Origin of the sequence: Marinomonas sargassi, assembly GCF_025716875.1 — a bacterium.
GTDB classification, from domain to species: domain Bacteria; phylum Pseudomonadota; class Gammaproteobacteria; order Pseudomonadales; family Marinomonadaceae; genus Marinomonas; species Marinomonas sargassi.
This window is the reverse complement of the sequence record NZ_JAOVZB010000002.1, coordinates 1-16,878: the sequence shown is the minus strand read 5'-3', so window position 1 is coordinate 16,878 and position 16,878 is coordinate 1. Positions and strand designations below refer to the sequence as shown.

Annotated in this window: 16 protein-coding genes; 6 read left to right on the top strand and 10 right to left on the bottom strand. The window is 40.6% G+C overall.

Annotation, left to right across the window (positions count from 1 at the left end):
• Nucleotides 1-23: 23 nt before the first annotated feature.
• From OFY17_RS04560 to OFY17_RS04545, 4 genes are all read right to left on the bottom strand, one after another.
• Complete coding sequence (locus tag OFY17_RS04560) at nucleotides 24-182, bottom strand: hypothetical protein (protein WP_263529540.1); 159 nt, start codon at nucleotides 180-182, stop codon at nucleotides 24-26.
• A 123-nt stretch (nucleotides 183-305) separates the two neighbouring features.
• Nucleotides 306-1,127, bottom strand: coding sequence for an HAD family hydrolase (locus OFY17_RS04555; protein ID WP_263529539.1), 822 nt, complete (start codon nucleotides 1,125-1,127; stop codon nucleotides 306-308).
• A gap of 145 nt (nucleotides 1,128-1,272) precedes the next feature.
• Nucleotides 1,273-1,623: a HopJ type III effector protein gene (locus OFY17_RS04550; protein WP_263529538.1), complete on the bottom strand. Its 351-nt coding sequence runs from the start codon at nucleotides 1,621-1,623 to the stop codon at nucleotides 1,273-1,275.
• A 32-nt stretch (nucleotides 1,624-1,655) separates the two neighbouring features.
• Nucleotides 1,656-2,858, bottom strand: a complete 1,203-nt coding sequence (locus OFY17_RS04545; RefSeq protein ID WP_263529537.1) for a Bcr/CflA family multidrug efflux MFS transporter — start codon at nucleotides 2,856-2,858, stop codon at nucleotides 1,656-1,658.
• A gap of 283 nt (nucleotides 2,859-3,141) precedes the next feature.
• Here OFY17_RS04545 and OFY17_RS04540 point away from each other — a divergent pair, with 283 nt between their 5' ends.
• Complete coding sequence (locus tag OFY17_RS04540; protein WP_263529536.1) at nucleotides 3,142-4,992, top strand: ABC transporter ATP-binding protein; 1,851 nt, start codon at nucleotides 3,142-3,144, stop codon at nucleotides 4,990-4,992.
• A 10-nt stretch (nucleotides 4,993-5,002) separates the two neighbouring features.
• On the top strand, nucleotides 5,003-5,332 hold the full coding sequence (locus OFY17_RS04535; RefSeq protein ID WP_263529535.1) for a DMT family transporter: 330 nt from the start codon (nucleotides 5,003-5,005) through the stop codon (nucleotides 5,330-5,332).
• Between the two features lie 78 nt (nucleotides 5,333-5,410).
• Here the strand turns inward: OFY17_RS04535 and OFY17_RS04530 are convergent, their stop codons facing one another.
• From OFY17_RS04530 to OFY17_RS04520, 3 genes are all read right to left on the bottom strand, one after another.
• Complete coding sequence (locus tag OFY17_RS04530) at nucleotides 5,411-7,162, bottom strand: sugar phosphorylase (protein WP_263529534.1); 1,752 nt, start codon at nucleotides 7,160-7,162, stop codon at nucleotides 5,411-5,413.
• Nucleotides 7,163-7,221: 59 nt separating this feature from the next.
• Complete coding sequence (locus OFY17_RS04525; protein WP_263529533.1) at nucleotides 7,222-8,448, bottom strand: glycosyltransferase family protein; 1,227 nt, start codon at nucleotides 8,446-8,448, stop codon at nucleotides 7,222-7,224.
• Nucleotides 8,449-8,513: 65 nt separating this feature from the next.
• Nucleotides 8,514-9,329 (bottom strand): HAD-IIB family hydrolase, encoded by an 816-nt coding sequence (locus OFY17_RS04520; protein WP_263529532.1) that lies wholly within the window; start codon nucleotides 9,327-9,329, stop codon nucleotides 8,514-8,516.
• 154 nt (nucleotides 9,330-9,483) lie between these two features.
• Here OFY17_RS04520 and OFY17_RS04515 point away from each other — a divergent pair, with 154 nt between their 5' ends.
• Entirely contained in the window at nucleotides 9,484-10,371 is an 888-nt protein-coding gene (locus OFY17_RS04515; RefSeq protein ID WP_263529531.1) for a DMT family transporter, read from the top strand.
• A gap of 139 nt (nucleotides 10,372-10,510) precedes the next feature.
• Here OFY17_RS04515 and OFY17_RS04510 read toward each other — a convergent pair whose 3' ends face one another.
• Nucleotides 10,511-10,942, bottom strand: coding sequence for a DUF3010 family protein (locus OFY17_RS04510; RefSeq protein WP_263529530.1), 432 nt, complete (start codon nucleotides 10,940-10,942; stop codon nucleotides 10,511-10,513).
• A 296-nt stretch (nucleotides 10,943-11,238) separates the two neighbouring features.
• On the opposite strand from OFY17_RS04510, the gene OFY17_RS04505 reads away from it, so the two are divergent.
• Nucleotides 11,239-12,516: a pyridoxal-phosphate-dependent aminotransferase family protein gene (locus OFY17_RS04505; protein ID WP_263529529.1), complete on the top strand. Its 1,278-nt coding sequence runs from the start codon at nucleotides 11,239-11,241 to the stop codon at nucleotides 12,514-12,516.
• A 247-nt stretch (nucleotides 12,517-12,763) separates the two neighbouring features.
• Here OFY17_RS04505 and yddG read toward each other — a convergent pair whose 3' ends face one another.
• Both yddG and OFY17_RS04495 read right to left on the bottom strand, forming a co-directional pair.
• Entirely contained in the window at nucleotides 12,764-13,678 is a 915-nt protein-coding gene (gene yddG, locus OFY17_RS04500; protein WP_263529528.1) for an aromatic amino acid exporter YddG, read from the bottom strand.
• A 110-nt stretch (nucleotides 13,679-13,788) separates the two neighbouring features.
• Nucleotides 13,789-14,511, bottom strand: a complete 723-nt coding sequence (locus OFY17_RS04495; RefSeq protein ID WP_263529527.1) for an AraC family transcriptional regulator — start codon at nucleotides 14,509-14,511, stop codon at nucleotides 13,789-13,791.
• Nucleotides 14,512-14,655: 144 nt separating this feature from the next.
• On the opposite strand from OFY17_RS04495, the gene OFY17_RS04490 reads away from it, so the two are divergent.
• Together OFY17_RS04490 and OFY17_RS04485 are read left to right on the top strand one after the other, a co-directional pair.
• Entirely contained in the window at nucleotides 14,656-15,231 is a 576-nt protein-coding gene (locus OFY17_RS04490; RefSeq protein WP_263529526.1) for a cupredoxin domain-containing protein, read from the top strand.
• Nucleotides 15,232-15,436: 205 nt separating this feature from the next.
• Nucleotides 15,437-16,878: retention module-containing protein (locus OFY17_RS04485; RefSeq protein WP_263529525.1), on the top strand; the 1,442-nt coding region annotated here is incomplete at its 3' end.

Sequence of the window (16,878 nt, the reverse complement as noted above, 5' to 3'; positions counted from 1 at the left end):
AATAAAATTGTAAAAGTCTTAGCTTAGTCTTGATGTTTACGAGCAGGATGACGACGCTTTTCTTTACGGTCAATCTTGATCGGTTGAAGCTTTGTTTTGGGTTGCATTAGGTTGTTCTGGATATTCTTTACCAAGAAAGCAATGGCAGCACAGGCTGCTACGAATAAAATAAATTCAACCATGGTATTTCTCCAAACTAATTATTCTTATTAACCATCATGTTTTATTACGAGGGTTGGGTAAAGTCTTTTTTCTGTTTTTTTACCCATAGATATAATATGGGGGATTGTTCTGATAATTCAAGCTCACAGGTTATATCTTTTTCTTAAGTACTTGGCCACCCCATCTTCATCATGATGACCTATGATTTCTGTGGCGGCTTCTTTTACGTGCTTGGCAGCATTTTCCATAGCAAAAGCCTCATCAGCAATCGAAAACATGGATAAATCATTATCGCCATCTCCAAACACCAACATAGTATTGGCACCCATTTCTTGTTTTAGTTCCATTAATGCTGAGCCTTTGTCCACATTACTATGGTGTATGTCTAGCCAGTAGGCATTAGGGTGATATATGCCGCCACCAGAGTAAGCAGTAAGGTGGTCATGGTTATGGCTTTCACTAACAATATTGTTAATTACCCCAGGCTCCCCCATCGCGCTGATATTGGTGATCCTAGTTTGATCTGGCAATTCTGTTAAAGGGTAAAGACTCATGTTTTTGTGAGACCCTAATTCGTTCGCAATATGGTCGCTTAGGGGACCACTTAATGGTGCATGATAGACTTTGTGGGTACCATCTTCGTCTAAGTAAAAAACAAAAGGTGTTACATTGTTTTCTTCAAATGTTGAAAGAAGACAAGCGATATTATCTTGGGAAAGTAAGTGTTGGTGACGGTACTGTTTTTCTGTTGGGTGCCACCATTCAACGCCATTTTTGAATATTTGCCAGTTTGAGAAATCGTGCCCTTGAATGCAGGGCGCAGCGGCGAAGTGAGTTCGGCCTGTTGCTAACGTATACATGACGCCAGCAGACTTCATACGTTCTAAGGTTTCAATGGTGAAATCGGAAAGGCGTTGGTGCCTATTAAGTAAGGTGCCATCTAAATCAAATACAACTAATTCCATACTTACCTCATGCCCTAGAAAGAGACACTATCTCACTTAGTGTTAGTCAAATACAACCGTTAACCTGTTTTTGGCTTGGTGAGCGTGGGTGCTCAGTAAGGAAAAGCACGTAATGGGTTAGGTGGCCCATTACGTAAATCTAAGTTTAGCTTTTAGGTGTTAGGGCAATGGACTCAAATTTAATACCGGACCAGCCATGAATCATAAATTGACGGATATTTTGATGGTCGCTTGCTTCAGGGTTTTGCAGTACGTCAACACGGTAAAAGTCGCCAAATAATTGCAGCGTTTCGCTTTCAGCTAATTGATGGACAGCAGCAAAAGAAAATATCTTACAAGAGCCATTGTTTTCATTGGCTGCATTCGCTTGGTTGCCGTTTGTGAATGAGGTCGGCGTGAACTCGTATTCGTTTTCAATAACACTAATAACGTCTTTAAACTGAACGCTTGTTGGGTTTTGTTTTAGCGTATCAATAAGTGTTTGACTGTTTAACATGAAGTCTCCATTAGATGAGGATTGAGTAAATGTTATAACGACTCTTCATCGGTTGTGACACCTTGGTAGTGAGACGTTATTTTATAAATAATAAAAGAAATTATGCCACAGGTGGCGATGGTTCCAAGCATAGGAGTAAATGAACCGTTATGGAGCAAGCTTACAACTGTCCCTCCCAAGGCGCCAAAAGCAAACCGAGATGCACCTGCTAGAGCGGTAACACTGCCATTATTGTTACCTGCATTTCTTAATGCACCAGCCATAAAACCACTACCTAATATTCCCATAGGCCCAATGAATAAAACACTTGTTATGATGATTAACTCCAAAGCAGGCCGTTCCATAAAACATAAAATAATCATGGCTACAGAAGCAATAAGGGCAATATAACTGGTGTATTTAGAAAGTATTTGCGTGCCTAGCCTTTCTACATAACGGCTATTAATTGCAGATGCGATCATCAAAGCAATGACATTTAACCCAACAAGAAAGCCATAATAAGCAGGGTCAACACCGTACAGCTCAATATAAACAAAAGCAGAACCGGTAATAAAACTCATCATTCCTGCGAAATAAAATGCCGATGCGCTTAAGTAGCCAAGAATAGATTTATTTTTTAATAGCGAATAATAGTTTTTAAGAGCTGAACCAAATGAAAAGGCAGTGCGTTTTTCGACTGGTAATGTTTCTGGAATGGTTATGGCAAAAAGGAACATACCAATAAGCGCTAATACGCTTAAAAATATGAAAATATAATGCCAATCAGAAAAAGTCAGAATGGCACCACCAATTATTGGCGCAGCTAAGGGGGAGATTGCCATCACAAGCATGATTAAAGACATGGCTTTAGCGAATTGAGTAATAGACATGCTGTCCTTAACCAATGCAGGTACGCATACAGCAACAGCGGCACCGCCAAGGGCTTGCAATGCGCGGCCAGCGAGAAGCATTTCATAGTTGAAAGCAAGGGCGCAGACTAAGCTACCAACAGCGTATCCACCAAGACCGCCTATCACCACTCTTTTTCGGCCTAATGCATCGGAAATAGGTCCAAACAAAATCTGCAATAAAGCAAAGACTACTAGGTACATACTGACGGTCATTTGTACCAAATCAATACTGGTGTCTAAATCGCGAGATATGGTGGGGATGCTAGGCAAGTAAGCGTCGATTGCCATAGGGGTTAAGCCGGAAAGCAAACCAAGAACTAAAATGATGGGTAAACTGAGTTTCATGAGGTCTCTTACATTAAAAGGAAAGGTTATTTGGCTATGTAACCTTATATGGCGAAATTATATCTCACTTCCTATTTTATGTATTTAAGGAAGGTTGGCTGAATCGAGTAAACAGTATGAAACCCTAGGGCAAGTAATCAAAAAGGAAATAGTAAGTTGCACCATATTGTCTGGTGTTAAATTTTATAACGTGTTTCAATTTTGCTTTGTTATTCATTCTATTTTTATTTTGACGCGTTAGTTTATTTCAAATAGCTCAAAACAGCGCTTGCTAAGGAAGATTATGTTACGTTTTTTTGAAAAGTGGATTTCTGCTTTTCCTGAGGTCGAGGTAACTCAAACACCTAAAACCTTGTTTGCCTTTTGTCGCCACTTTTCAAAAGGAGTCGAGGTTCCTCTTTTCTTTATGTCTTTATCCACTGCCTTGTTGGCTATTTTAGAGGTGACTCTGTTTAGCTTTATGGGGCAGCTGGTGGATTGGCTCGTTAATAAAGACCCAGATACCTTTTTTGCAGATGAGGGCTGGCACCTTGTAATGATGTCTTTAATGGTGCTGGTGGCTATGCCTGCATTAACCTTTATACATTCTGCGATTATTCATCAGACTCTGCTGGGTAATTACCCAATGAGAGTTCGCTGGCTTTCACATCATTATATTCTGCGTCAAAGCATGTCTTTCTTCCAAGATGAGTTCGCTGGGCGTATTTCTACTAAAGTCATGCAAACGTCCTTGGCACTTAGAGAAACTGTTATGAAATTGCTCGATGTGCTGATGTATATCGCCGTGTATTTCATTTCAATGTTGGTGCTGATTGCAAATGCAGATTACCGATTAATGCTCCCTATGTTGGGATGGTTAGCCTGTTATATTGGTTTGCAGCTTTATTTCGTGCCAAAACTGAAGAAGGTTTCGGCAGAGCAGGCTGATGCGCGTTCCACCATGACAGGTCGAGTCGTTGATAGTTATAGCAATATCTCAACGGTAAAGCTTTTTTCTCATCATCAACGCGAAACCGAATACGCTAAAGAAGGCATGGATGGTTTTCTTAAAACTGTTTACACACAAATGCGTCTGGTGACGTTTTTGAGTGTGGGAGTGCAAACCTGTAACTATGTTCTGGCTTTTGTTATTGCGGCTTTGTCTATTTGGTTGTGGACGGACAGCGTGGTGAGTGTTGGCGCGATTGCTATAGCGGTTAGTCTTGCCTTGCGTTTGAACGGTATGTCCCAATGGATTATGTGGGAGATCAGTGCGCTGTTTGAAAATATAGGTATGGTTAATGATGGTATGAAAACCCTATCACAACCTATTGAGATTCAAGATAAAGCGAATGCCAAAGCGCTAACAGTGACGAACGGCAGCATTCATTATGATGCTGTGAACTTTCACTACGGCAAACAAGATAGCAAGGTGATTGAAAACCTAGTCTTATCCATCCAAGCGGGTGAAAAAGTAGGCTTAGTGGGACGATCTGGTGCAGGTAAATCAACCATAGTGAATTTGCTAATGCGTTTCCATGATGTGGAATCGGGGAAGATCTCTATAGACGGGCAAGATATAAGCGCTGTTCAGCAGGATTCCCTCCGCTCGCAAATAGGTATGGTGACGCAAGATACTTCCTTACTACATCGTACCGTGCGCGAGAACCTACTTTATGGTCGTCCAGATGCTACAGAAGAAGAAATGATTGCTGCGGCGAAGAAGGCTGAGGCGCATGAGTTTATTCAAACCTTAACTGATCCATTTGGCAATGTTGGCTATGATGCTATGGTCGGCGAGCGAGGTATTAAGCTATCAGGCGGGCAGCGACAGCGTATCGCGATTGCTAGGGTCTTGCTTAAAGATGCTCCGTTATTAATTCTCGATGAAGCAACTTCTGCATTAGACTCTGAAGTGGAAGCTGCGATTCAAGATAGCCTCTATAAGCTGATGGAAGGCAAAACGGTTATTGCGATTGCCCATAGGTTATCTACGATTGCGGCGATGGACCGTTTAATTGTATTGGATAAAGGGCAAATAGTTGAAGTAGGCAGTCATGAGGAACTCATCCAGCAAGCAGGTATTTATTCGGCTTTATGGGCCCACCAAACAGGTGGCTTTTTAGCCGAAGAGCTTGATGAGAACTTAAGTTAAGGAGAGTAAAGTGGCCTATGCCCTGTTATTGCTAGCGATATTGTCGGAAGTGATCGCCACCACGGCACTTAAAGCGTCGGATTCATTTACAAAGTTAGGCCCAAGTGTGCTATCTGTTGTAGGCTACGTCATCTCTTTTTACCTATTAAGTGTGGTGATGCGGACGATCCCAACAGGTGTGGCATACGCTATCTGGGCAGGGCTTGGCATAGTATTGGTTTCTATATTTGGGTACTTGTTTGCGAATGAGAAGCTCGACTTAGCCGCTTGTATTGGAATGTCATTAATTATTGCAGGTGTGGTGGTAATGAATATATTTTCAAAGACAGTCGGGCATTGAGCTATTTGATTGGTACTTTGCAAATAGCATAAAAAAACGCGACTTAGAGGTCGCGTTTTTTAATATCAAAAGAAAGTTTTAACGGTTTGCTCCGCTTCGATTGGTTAACCAAACAAATTGGTAAGGCATTAATACCGCTTTGCTCAAGTGGTCTTCATATACTGTGTCGCTAATGAGATCCACCCATTCATCTGTCGCAATGAGATTAAGCTCGAAGAGGTTAAAGTCTTGAGGTTGGTCTGTCATGTTATAGATAGCGAATAAACTTTGTTTTCTATCCAAGCTCTGGCGCCAGAAAGCAAATAAATGTTCACCCATATGCAGAGTATATTGTGTCGCATTTGGATGGAATGCCGGCTGAGCTCGACGAATTTTTGCTAACTTCGAAATACTCTCAAACACTTTCTTATGATGTGTCGGACTTTCTAGTTCGTGATTAAGCTCATCCATCTCCCAGATATGTCGGTTAATAGAACGGTAGTGTCCTGTGTTATCAACACGTTCTAAATCATTTTCTGTACCGAATAAACTATGGATGTAGATTGCTGGTACACCTTCCAGTGCCATCATGACCCCCGCCGCACTAAAGAAGCGAGCAAATTGCCATTGGTCTGGCCCTTGGTGAGCGGTACCCGCCATGGCATTCCATAGACTAATGTTAATTTCGTAAGGTTTCGCAACACCTTCCAATGTTGTTCGAGAGCTGATTTTGCCCCCAAAACGCTTCATGGTATTGATTAAAGTTTCTAATTCCCACTCTGAAAGTAGTCCTTCAGTAGGGCGTAAACCAATACCGTCATGGGAGGCCACAAAGTTAAGATAGGTTGTACCTTGTTGCGCTGGTGGCATGCTCATCAGCCATTGTTTTAAGTGGCTACTATTACCCGTTACCAAGCTGTTGATCAACAGAGGCGGCAATGAGAAATTGTAGATGAGGTGTGCTTCGTTACCGTTACCGAAATAAGTAAGGTTTTCTTGGTTCGGGATGTTGGTTTCCGTGATAATCACAGAATCCGGTGCATAATGTTCAATCATCAGACGTAACAAACGAATAATTTCGTGTGTTTGTGGCAAGTTAATAGAGCTTGTACCTGGCACTTTCCACAAAAAGGCAACCGCATCCAAGCGGAACCAGCGAATGCCTTTTTCAAGGTAAAGTCTGATGATGCCGAGTATTTCCAGCAGCACTTCCGGTTGTTCGAAGTTGAGGTCTACCTGATCGTGGCTAAAAGTACACCAAACATGTTTTTCACCATTTGCTGTTTGTACTTCGCGTAATAGAGGAGAGGTTCGCGGGCGTACAACAGCACTCAAGTCGGAATTAGGGTCTGCTTCATAGAAAAAGTTAGCCCCAGGATGAACGCCTGCTTTGTAATTTTCAAACCACAGGCTTCGACTTGAGCAATGGTTGATAACTAAATCCCCCATTACTTTAAAGTCTTGCGCAAGGTTGGAAACATGATCCCAATTACCGCAAGACGGATTAACCGTGGTGTAGTCCATCACACTAAAGCCATCATCCGAACTGTACGGGAAGAATGGCAGTAAATGCACAGCTGAAATGCTTTCAGATAATTTGCTTTTAACGAACTTATGAAGCGTCTCTAGCGGAGCTTCATCTTGGTCTCGCAAAGAGTCAGCGTAGGTGATCAGCATAATGTCTGACTGATCCCAGATATTGCTGTTTGGCGGAGGAGACTCCGTTTTTGGGTCCAAATGGAAGGCAGCTAAACATCTCTGGGCAAGATTAATGGTGTCTAAATTTGGATAGATTACTTGCAAATGAGCAATGAGTCTTTGTTCTAAGAACGAAAGAGAAGCGTTTTCCATGTTTACCTGCCTAGTTACTATAAAATATACACAAGAATAGGGCTGTCTATAAAGTATCTTTACTTCTTGCCAAATTCCGCCATGTCCAGCTCAACGGCTTCAGCTAATTGAGACATTACATCTGGGAATGCGCTGGTGACACGCTTCCAACTTGGGATGAAAGGAGTTTCCATCGGTTTTTCTAGGAATTGATTACCCGCTTTCATAATGTTGCTTGCGAATAGTTCAACGGCCTGTTCTTCTGAATGGGTATCCAGTTTTAAACCGTTGATTTCAGCATCGTTACGATAAGTTTCTATAAAGTCTAACGCTACTCGGTAGTAGGTAGCTTTCACTGTACGGAAGGTTTCTTGGTTAAGTACCGTACCATTTGTCGCAAGCTTTCTAAATATTGCTTTAGTGATATCGATAGACATCTTCGATAGACCACCGTCATCATTATCTTTAGAAAGGTCTTGGTGTTTGTGGTCATAAATATCGGCAATATCAACCTGACAAATTTGATTGGTTGAGTAGTTACGGTACATCTCACTAAGTACACCAATCTCTAATCCCCAATCACTAGGGATACGTAAATCTGTCATCACATCTCGGCGGAAAGAGAACTCGCCCGCGAGAGGGTAGCGATAGCTGTCGAGGTAGTCTAAGTAGTCTAGATGACCAAATACTTTTTTCAATGACTGAAGTAATGGCGTGACGAGTAATCGACTAACTCGGCCATTCATCTTGCCATTGGCTGCTCTGGCGTAGAAGCCTTTACAGAACTCGTAGCTAAAATTGGGGTTGGCAACAGGGTAAATGAGGCGTGCTAAAAGTTCTCTATCATAGGTCACAATGTCACAGTCATGCATGGCAATAGATTCTGCTTTGCCTGCGGCAAGGTTATAGCCCATACAGAACCATACGTTTCGACCTTTACCTGGGTCAGAAGGAGAGAGGCGCTCTTCTTTTAGTACCTTATCAATCGCACGTAAACGAGGGCCATCATTCCACAAGACTTTATAGTTCTGTGGCAAAACACTGAAAAACTCCAGTGCGTGCTTATATTGTTCTTCTGTTGCTCTATCAAGACCAATGATGATCTCAGAAATGTATGGGACTTCTTTCAGGTGTTTGATGATGTTGGGCATAGCATCTGTTTCTAATTCAGAATACAGACAAGGAAGAATAAGAGACATAGGTCGTGTTTTAGCAAACTCACACAACTCTTTCTCCATCTCTTCTAGTGGCCTTTGTGCCAGATTGTGAAGCGTTGTGATTATGCCATTTTGATGAAAGTCACCCATTGGTATTCTCCTAATAAATTGGTATATGTTTTTATTCTTGTTGCTTTAAAAATTAAAAATCTTTGTTAAATCAGTTTTAGTTGAACTAATGCTTTATTTATTGCTTGAGTCCAGCCTGCAGGCCCATAATCATCTGTTAGCCATGCGTCCTTTCTCTCGGGAACAACAGGTGGTGTATGAGACGGTGACCGAATAACAACAGGAATGTCAGCTTTACTTAACATACCTAGGTCATTTTCGCCGTCACCCAGTGCTATGGTTGTTATATCTCCTGACTGTTCATAAACCGATTTTAGCCAGAGCATGGCATTGGCTTTGTCACAGTTTTTTCCCATTAAGTGAGAAAAGCGCCCACCTTTTTGTATCTGAATGTCGTGTGGGGAAAGCTCATTCCTAAGTTGGTCTAGAGCTGAATCAGTGTCTTTCCATAGCATTGGCTCAGTGAACTCACGCATGAGAGCTAACTTAGCGGTTGCTTCATCCAGCCCAGTGACTAGCATTAAGTCTTGGTACGACATATCGTTAAAGCGTGTGAATTGGAATTGGCTGCGATAGACGTCACTCAAATGGACTAGAGTCTCCCGTTTAGGACCAAAAGCTTTTAACCAATAGTCACCATGATCTTCAAGTTCTTCGTTGATCTCCAAGCTTAGGCTTTTGGGAATATAAACGGCAGAGCCATTTTCAACGATAAAAGGGTCTTGGTGATTTAGCTTTTTTCTGAGTTCTATAAGCTCGTGGAATGTCTTACTTGTATTAATGACACAAGGGACGGAGAGTTTGTTTAAAGAGGATAGTGCCGGCTCGGCCGGAGCAAAGCTATATGTATGATGATCTAGTAGTGTTCCGTCTAAATCTGTAAATACCAAAAGATTTGTCATGAAGTTTCCATATTTAGTCTGACCATAAACTGCGCATCAGTGTTACCTTAAGTCCTGCAAATCTGGTGCCACATTATTTGGCATTTTTTAAATGCTAAATGCATTCACTCAAATGAGGTAGGGTTTCAGGTTAACTGAATTCATCAACAAATTTATGACAGTTTCTTTACGTGTGATTACTTTGGTCTTTTTGTCGCTACTTGCTTTCGCTGCAAATTCTGTACTTTGTCGGTTAGCTTTAGATGGCGGTTTAATAGATCCTGCGAATTTTACTTTACTACGTTTGGTTAGCGGAGCTGTAACATTAGCCTTACTTTGTATGTTACAAAAAACGCCTCAAACTCAACCTAAAATATTACAGGTTTGGTATGAAGGGAACTGGATATCTGCGCTCGCGCTTTTTGTTTATGCAATAGGTTTCTCTTACGCTTACGTTACTTTAGAAACAGGAATTGGCGCTTTAATATTGTTTGGCTCTGTGCAGCTGACTATGATTTTATTTGCTGTATTAATGGGACAGAAATTAGGGCGTCAGGAACTGTTAGGCCTTGTCATTGCTTTTATTGGCTTTGTTTACTTGGTGTTGCCAACCTTATCCTCACCATCATTATTTGGCTTTATTCTCATGACATTCTCGGGGATAGCTTGGGGCATATATACATGGCGTGGGAAAGTATCTTCTTCTCCTTTATTCGCAACGGCATCTAACTTTATTCGTACGCTCCCTGTTTTAGCTGTGAGCTTAATAGTCATTCATTTTTTTCAGCCATATAGCTTAGGTAATGTGCAATATGAAGGCGTGATCTTAGCGTTAGTGTCAGGTGCGATAATGTCAGGAATAGGCTACGCACTTTGGTATGCTGTCTTGCCATCTTTAGCGACATCTTTAGCAGCCGTTTTGCAATTGCTGGTACCCATTATAGCGACCATTGGTGGTGTTGTTTTCGCTGGGGAAAACGTAACTTTACACCTTCTTATTGCGACAGCAGGTGTATTAGGGGGAGTGCTTTTGGTGATTTTTGCAAGAAGCAAAAAAGTTTAGCCTGCCTCGTTTTGGTGCGATATTGGTTCGATGTTATAAAGTGGGGAGTAGATGAGCACTAAATTGGTTGCGGTGTTAAATTATTTCTTTGGCTTAAAAAGGACTGGTTTATCCAGTCCTTTTTAAATGATTGTTGGCATTAACCATTACTCTCGGAAAGAGCAACATAGGCAACCGTAAATGCATTTTCTTGGAAGGCTCTTAATCCAGTTGCTTTGAATGGAATAGGCATAGGGTTATTTTTTAATACTTCTTTTATTCTAGTGGTATTAAATAGGTCTACTTGTACGGTATCAATAAGCTGTATTGCGGACTCTATTTTAAAACCGACTGCGCCACCTGCAAACTTACCCTTGGTTGGTCGTTCTCGAATGACGACTCTTTCAACCTTATAATCTTCAAATAATTTTTTTAGTAAAAAGTGAAATTTACGTACGTTTTCGCTGTCATCTGAATTGGTCAGTGTGTGTCGAATCTGACGACAATCTGTGATTTGAAATAAGCCATCTTGCTTCGATAGAAGACATAGAATGACTTCACTGCCTTTTATCTCGATACCACAAGTAATCATAAAGTCTTTCCTAAAAAGAGGTGTATGGTCATTATCGCATAATTCATCTTTACTCACAGAGTAAAAACAACTGCTTGTGTGAAAAGAAGCAAGTCAGATATTTGGTGTAAAAAAGTGAATCTGGTCGATTGTACTCTTTTGCTTGCAGGCTATCTTATTTTTAAAGCGTATATTGTAATATCTCGATATATTATTTTGTAAATTTTGAATTTTCGATATTTTATCCTGATATTTTCGAAATTATGTTTCTTTTTATCGAACCGTTACTGACTCTCGCTTTATTAAGGTTGTACTAAATGACTTCTGCATCATCTCAAGGAATTCCTCGACCCATTGTAAAAACGTTAGATGAAATTCTTCCTCACGAACCTTTACTTATGATGGGGGCAGGGCCTGTACCTATTCCTGAGCGTGTTGCGAGAGCCAATTCTATGGTTATTAATCATCTGGGTGATGTAATGGCGAGTGTGATTGATCAAGTTAAGTCAATGGCTCGTTATGTTTTTCAAACAGAGTCCAAGTGGGTTTTGGGGGTCGCGGGACCTGCATCGGCCGCAATGGAAATGGCCGTTTCAAATTTACTTGAACCTAACGAAAAAATCCTTTGTATTAATAATGGCTTTTTTAGTCATCGAATGTCAGAAATGGCAACAAGAGTTGGTGCAGAGGTTCATCAGCTGGATATCGATACGCATCAGGCTGCTGACCCTGATAGGGTTGAAAAAGTAATAAAAGAGGTACAGCCTAAAGTTGTCACTCTAGTGCAAGGGGAGACTTCTAATACGGTTTTTAATCACACTCTAGAAGAAATCTCTAAAATGGCTAAGCGTTATGGTTGTTTGGTGGTTGTGGATGCAGTTTGTACTTTGAGTACTATGCCTTTGAAAATGGACGAATGGCAAGTGGATGTGGTGATCACAGGGGGGCAGAAAGGCTTATCCTCTATCCCTGGGGTATCTTTGTTAGCGTTTTCTGATGAAGCCTGGAACACTGTGAAGACTCGTACCGTACCGACAGCCCAGTGGTGTTTTGATGCTCAATTGGCTGCAAACTTTTGGCATAATGATGGCTATCACTATACGGCACCAGTATCAGGGATTATGGCTCTTCATGAAGCTTTGAAGTTAGTCTGTGATGAAACATTAGAAAGCCGTTTTGCTCGGCACTTACGTTGTTCAAAAGCCTTGCAAGAGGGAATTGAAGGCTTGGGTCTGTCTCTGTTTATTCCTCCTTCTGCGCGTTTAAACTCCGTGGTGGGCATTAATATCCCCGATGGTTTAAATGCTAAGCAAATTTGCCGGCATATTTCGGAAGTATATCGTGTTGAAATTGCTGGCTCATTTGGACAGCCCATTGTCCGCATAGGTCAAATGGGTGAGCAATGTCGAGAGCATAATTTATTTAGAACGTTACATGCGTTTGGCAGCACTATGAGAGACCTAGGAGTTAAAGTCGATCAACCAAACGGAATGGCGGCTATGGAAGCATACTTACAGAGTATACCTAGGGAAGGTGCGAATAAGTCTTCTGAGCTTCAGTCTTATCAGAGGAATGATCAATCAAGACAAGAGTGAGCAGGAATGTTAATACCTTTCAATCACTCTTACTTTTGACCACTATTAATCTAGAGAGACCATTCCTCTGAAAGACCCGAAGGGCGTAGTCTAAACACTTTTTATTCTTTGTTAAGCTTCTTGCCAATAGGTTCAATATTGGGCTGCGAAACTTGCCTCGAATAATAAAGGTTTATCCATACGCTGAAGCCAGTGGACTTGTTCGTACCTTCCCTAGAGGTAAGCTATAAAAACCTCTCTATTATCACTATGCCTTGGGTGCTTTCTTGCTGGTCGCTAGGCTGGCAAATAAGGCGCCTAATGTAATCATTGAACACGCAATCCACTGGCCCTTACTTAATTGAAGGCTAGTAAAAAGTGCTAGCCAAATCGTAGATATGGCTGGGGTTGTATAAGCTAATACCCCAAGTAAAGATAAATTGCCTTTTTTAACTCCTAAGTCCCAGCAAAAAAAAGCTATACCAACAGGGCCTAGCCCCAACCCGATAATAGCTACCCAAGTATCAAAATTAATCGATTTTACTGAAAAGCTTGATTCCTGCGCCTCAGTAAATATATAGAAAATAGCTGCTAACAAGGCTGTTATTAGGCAATACCAAAGTACAGCGCTAGAAGGCACATCTTGGTGTTTACGATTTGAGACTGAATATCCTGACCAAATGAATGCACAGGCGAATGCTGCAGCGTACCCAGTCCAATGGAAAGTTTCTTCGTATCCAACGTCTGTGGCACCTTCTTTACTGTAAAGCATTATCCCTGTACCTATAAAGGCTATAGTTGCTCCGATTAAATGTGTCCATAGGAGGTGATTTCCTTTGGTAAAACCTACCATTAATACAATTAATAGCGGCCAGAGGTAAGCTATCAGCCCAGCTTCCACAGGCGGAGCATTTTGGAAGGCATAGAAATAAAGGTAGTGATAGAAAAAGAAACTTAGGCCTCCGGTCATAACGGTTTTTAAAGGTGTTTTTTTCCAAGATGATTTAACTTCACCTTTTAATAAGTAAACCCCTAAAAATAAGACACTAGCGACGGAAAAGGTGATTGTTAAAAGTAGCATTGGTGGAACTGAGTTAGCTTGTGTCGTGAAAAGGGCCAGAGTACTCCACAAAAAAATGGCAAGGCAGCCAATTGCTGTGGCTTGTTTTCGGTTTATGTTCATTTTTATCTCATTTAATTACGGTGCGTGTTTTTAATAAAGTAACTGTTTTCGAAAGCAAAATGTTGTCATAAATAAGTGAAATAAATTGTCAAAATTAGGTATTAGGGCTGTTAATTGAGATGCATTTTTCGATATTTACCGGGTGTTACCTTTTGGTTTTTTGAAAATAGCTTTACTAGTTGGCTTGCATTGTTAAGTCCAACTTTTTGCGCAATGAAATCTAAGCTCTTATTACTAGTGCATAATAAACTGCGAACTTCTTTTAACCTACGTTCTAATAAATACTGTTTTGGTGTCATGGCGAAATATCGTTTGAATAACACACTTAATTGGCTAGAGCTTAAATGCACTTCATTTGCTAGGGACTCCAGGCTCCAGTGTTCTTGAAACTCGGTATCGATAAGGTGTTTTGCTTTCTCTAAGCGTGTATCCGCTAAAATAATTTTTTCTTGTGGTATAGGGATTAAGTGTTCCAACATATTTAATGCTTGGCGTGCTTTTATGCTTTGACTTGGTTCATCTTGTAAGCAAGATAAAAAAGGTAAATAAGCTTGGACTTGCTCAGATAAGTCGATGAACTTGTGTTTACTTTCTATTTTTTTATCCCATATAGGAAGAGAGTTGAGTACCAAACAATGATTTTTTACCTCAGCTAAATGAGTGTGATTTTGCTGAACAGAAATCAAGCAGGCCTGTCCAGAGGATATTAATTGCTGATGGCTTTCAACTTCTAGGACGATGCTGCCAGAAAGAGGAATGACGATCTGGGTATGTTCATGATTGTGAACTTTTTCTGTACCTTGGTAGTCAATGACTTCTATAAGCTTTCGCATATTGCTTTCCTTGGTGCTTCGATATACTGAGCTATTATATGGTATGTTAAAATTTGGTTACTTATTATGGCTTGGAGAAGTCTCCAGCTTTAGCGTTTAAAACGCTATTAATATAATCTTTCTGATTTAATTTGAGGATATGTCATGCGCTATTTATTTTCTGTTGTATGCTTTTTTTTATCTTTTAGCGTCTTGGCTGAAGTGACGTTAACTATTGTAGATCAAGATGGTTTGCCTGTTTCTGATGCAGTAATAATGGTGCCAGGTGAATATGTTGAAACCCCAGCAGATATTGCTGTTATGGAGCAGATTAAGTCCGATTTTTTACCAAGAGTATTAATTGTTCAAAAGGGGCAATATGCCACTTTCCCTAATCTAGATAATTATCGTCATCATGTATACAGCTTTTCTATCCCAAAAGCTTTTGAACTAAAGCTTTTTAAAGGTACAGAAGTTGAGCCTGTGTTATTTGATAACTCTGGTGTTGTAGTTCTCGGGTGTAATATTCACGATAGCATGATTGGCTACGTTCTAGTGGCTGATAATGCTTATACTGTTAAGACAAATCAAAAGGGCATGGTTACTATTCCAGCAACCATTGATGACAATATTTTATTATGGAGCGAAAGGTTAATTGAAGGTGTGAACTTTCAAAAAGAGATTAAAATTACGAACAGTTCAGAACAGACAATTCAGCTAGAACTCTACCCATCTATCTAAACTTACTATTGTGTTTATTTTTGTTACATAAGCTATTTAATCCATGTTGATCTGATGGCTTTGTTTGCTTTTGTAAGGGATTATTGTAATACCTTGATATGTATTACAAAAAGCAACTTAGAACTGTACCAAGGTACTATGGTTGGGGTTCTAACCTTCCCTTATCCTAAATTTCATAGATTTCAGAAATTTAGGATGTTTCATCATGAGCGATAGTCAAATACCATTTTCCACTTTAGGTTCCAAAGTAGCTTCAGTTTCTGACTTGAATGGTTCAGTTGTCGTCTTATCAATTGATGGACAAGAACGATTTGTGACAAAAGGTGATCCTGTTTATTACGCCGAAATTGTTTCTACACAAAGTAACAGTAATGTAGTTATCACTTTCTTGAGTGGTTTGGAATTTCAGTTATCCGCGTCTTCATCAGTAGAAATAACCGAAGAGCTTCTAGAAAATCTCTCTAGTTCTGCAGATTTATACGAAGTTAAAGATGAAATAGATGAATTTAGTGATTTACAACTTGCTGTTTTAGCTGGTGAAGATCCAACTGCAATACAAGATGCTCCTGCAGCAGGCGATGGCCTAGATGGCTCACTTCACTCAATTGTTTCAGTTTCGAGAGATAATAATATATCAAATCCAGACTTTGGGTTTGAGAGTGATCGTATAGGTAAGTCTGATGCTGAATTTAGTGTTACTAACCTTGCTAGGTCAAGCAGCAGCGACTCTACTAGCAATAATACTAGTAGCTCACGTAACTCGAATATTACTCTGGTGGCAGGTGCTGTCGCTTTAGGTGCTATCGCTGAAGATGGCACGATTAATTCAGCAGAAGCTAACGATACAGTCACTATTACTGGCACAGTGACAGTAGAGGAAGGTATTACCAATACTATTGAAGTAGAAGTTAATGGTCAAACATATACAGCAACAGTAGATGAGAATGGTAGCTGGTCGGTAGAAGTGGACGGTGAAGATGTTATCGCTGCTATTGAATCTGGTACCGATATTACAGTGACAGTGACATCGACAGATGAAGCTGGGAATACTGCAACTGAAACCACAACTATTGATGTGTCTGATATAGATGTGGACACGGAAGTAATTGTTGCGGAGGTTGACGGTATTAGCCTTGCTGAAGATGGAATTATTAATGCTGATGAGTCTGAAGGCATCGTTACTATTACCGGTACAGTGACGATTGAGGAAGGTGTAACTAATACCATTGAAGTAGAAGTCAATGGCCAAACCTATACAGCAACAGTAGATGAGAATGGTAGCTGGTCGGTAGAAGTGGACGGTGAAGATGTTATCGCTGCTATTGAATCTGGTACCGATATTACAGTGACAGTGACATCGACAGATGAAGCTGGGAATACTGCAACTGAAACCACAACTATTGATGTGTCTGATATAGATGTGGACACGGAAGTAATTGTTGCGGAGGTTGACGGTATTAGCCTTGCTGAAGATGGAATTATTAATGCTGATGAGTCTGAAGGCATCGTTACTATTACCGGTACAGTGACGATTGAGGAAGGTGTAACTAATACCATTGAAGTAGAAGTCAATGGCCAAACCTATACAGCAACAGTAGATGAGAATGGTAGCTGGTCGGTAGAAGTGGACGGTGAAGATGTTATCGC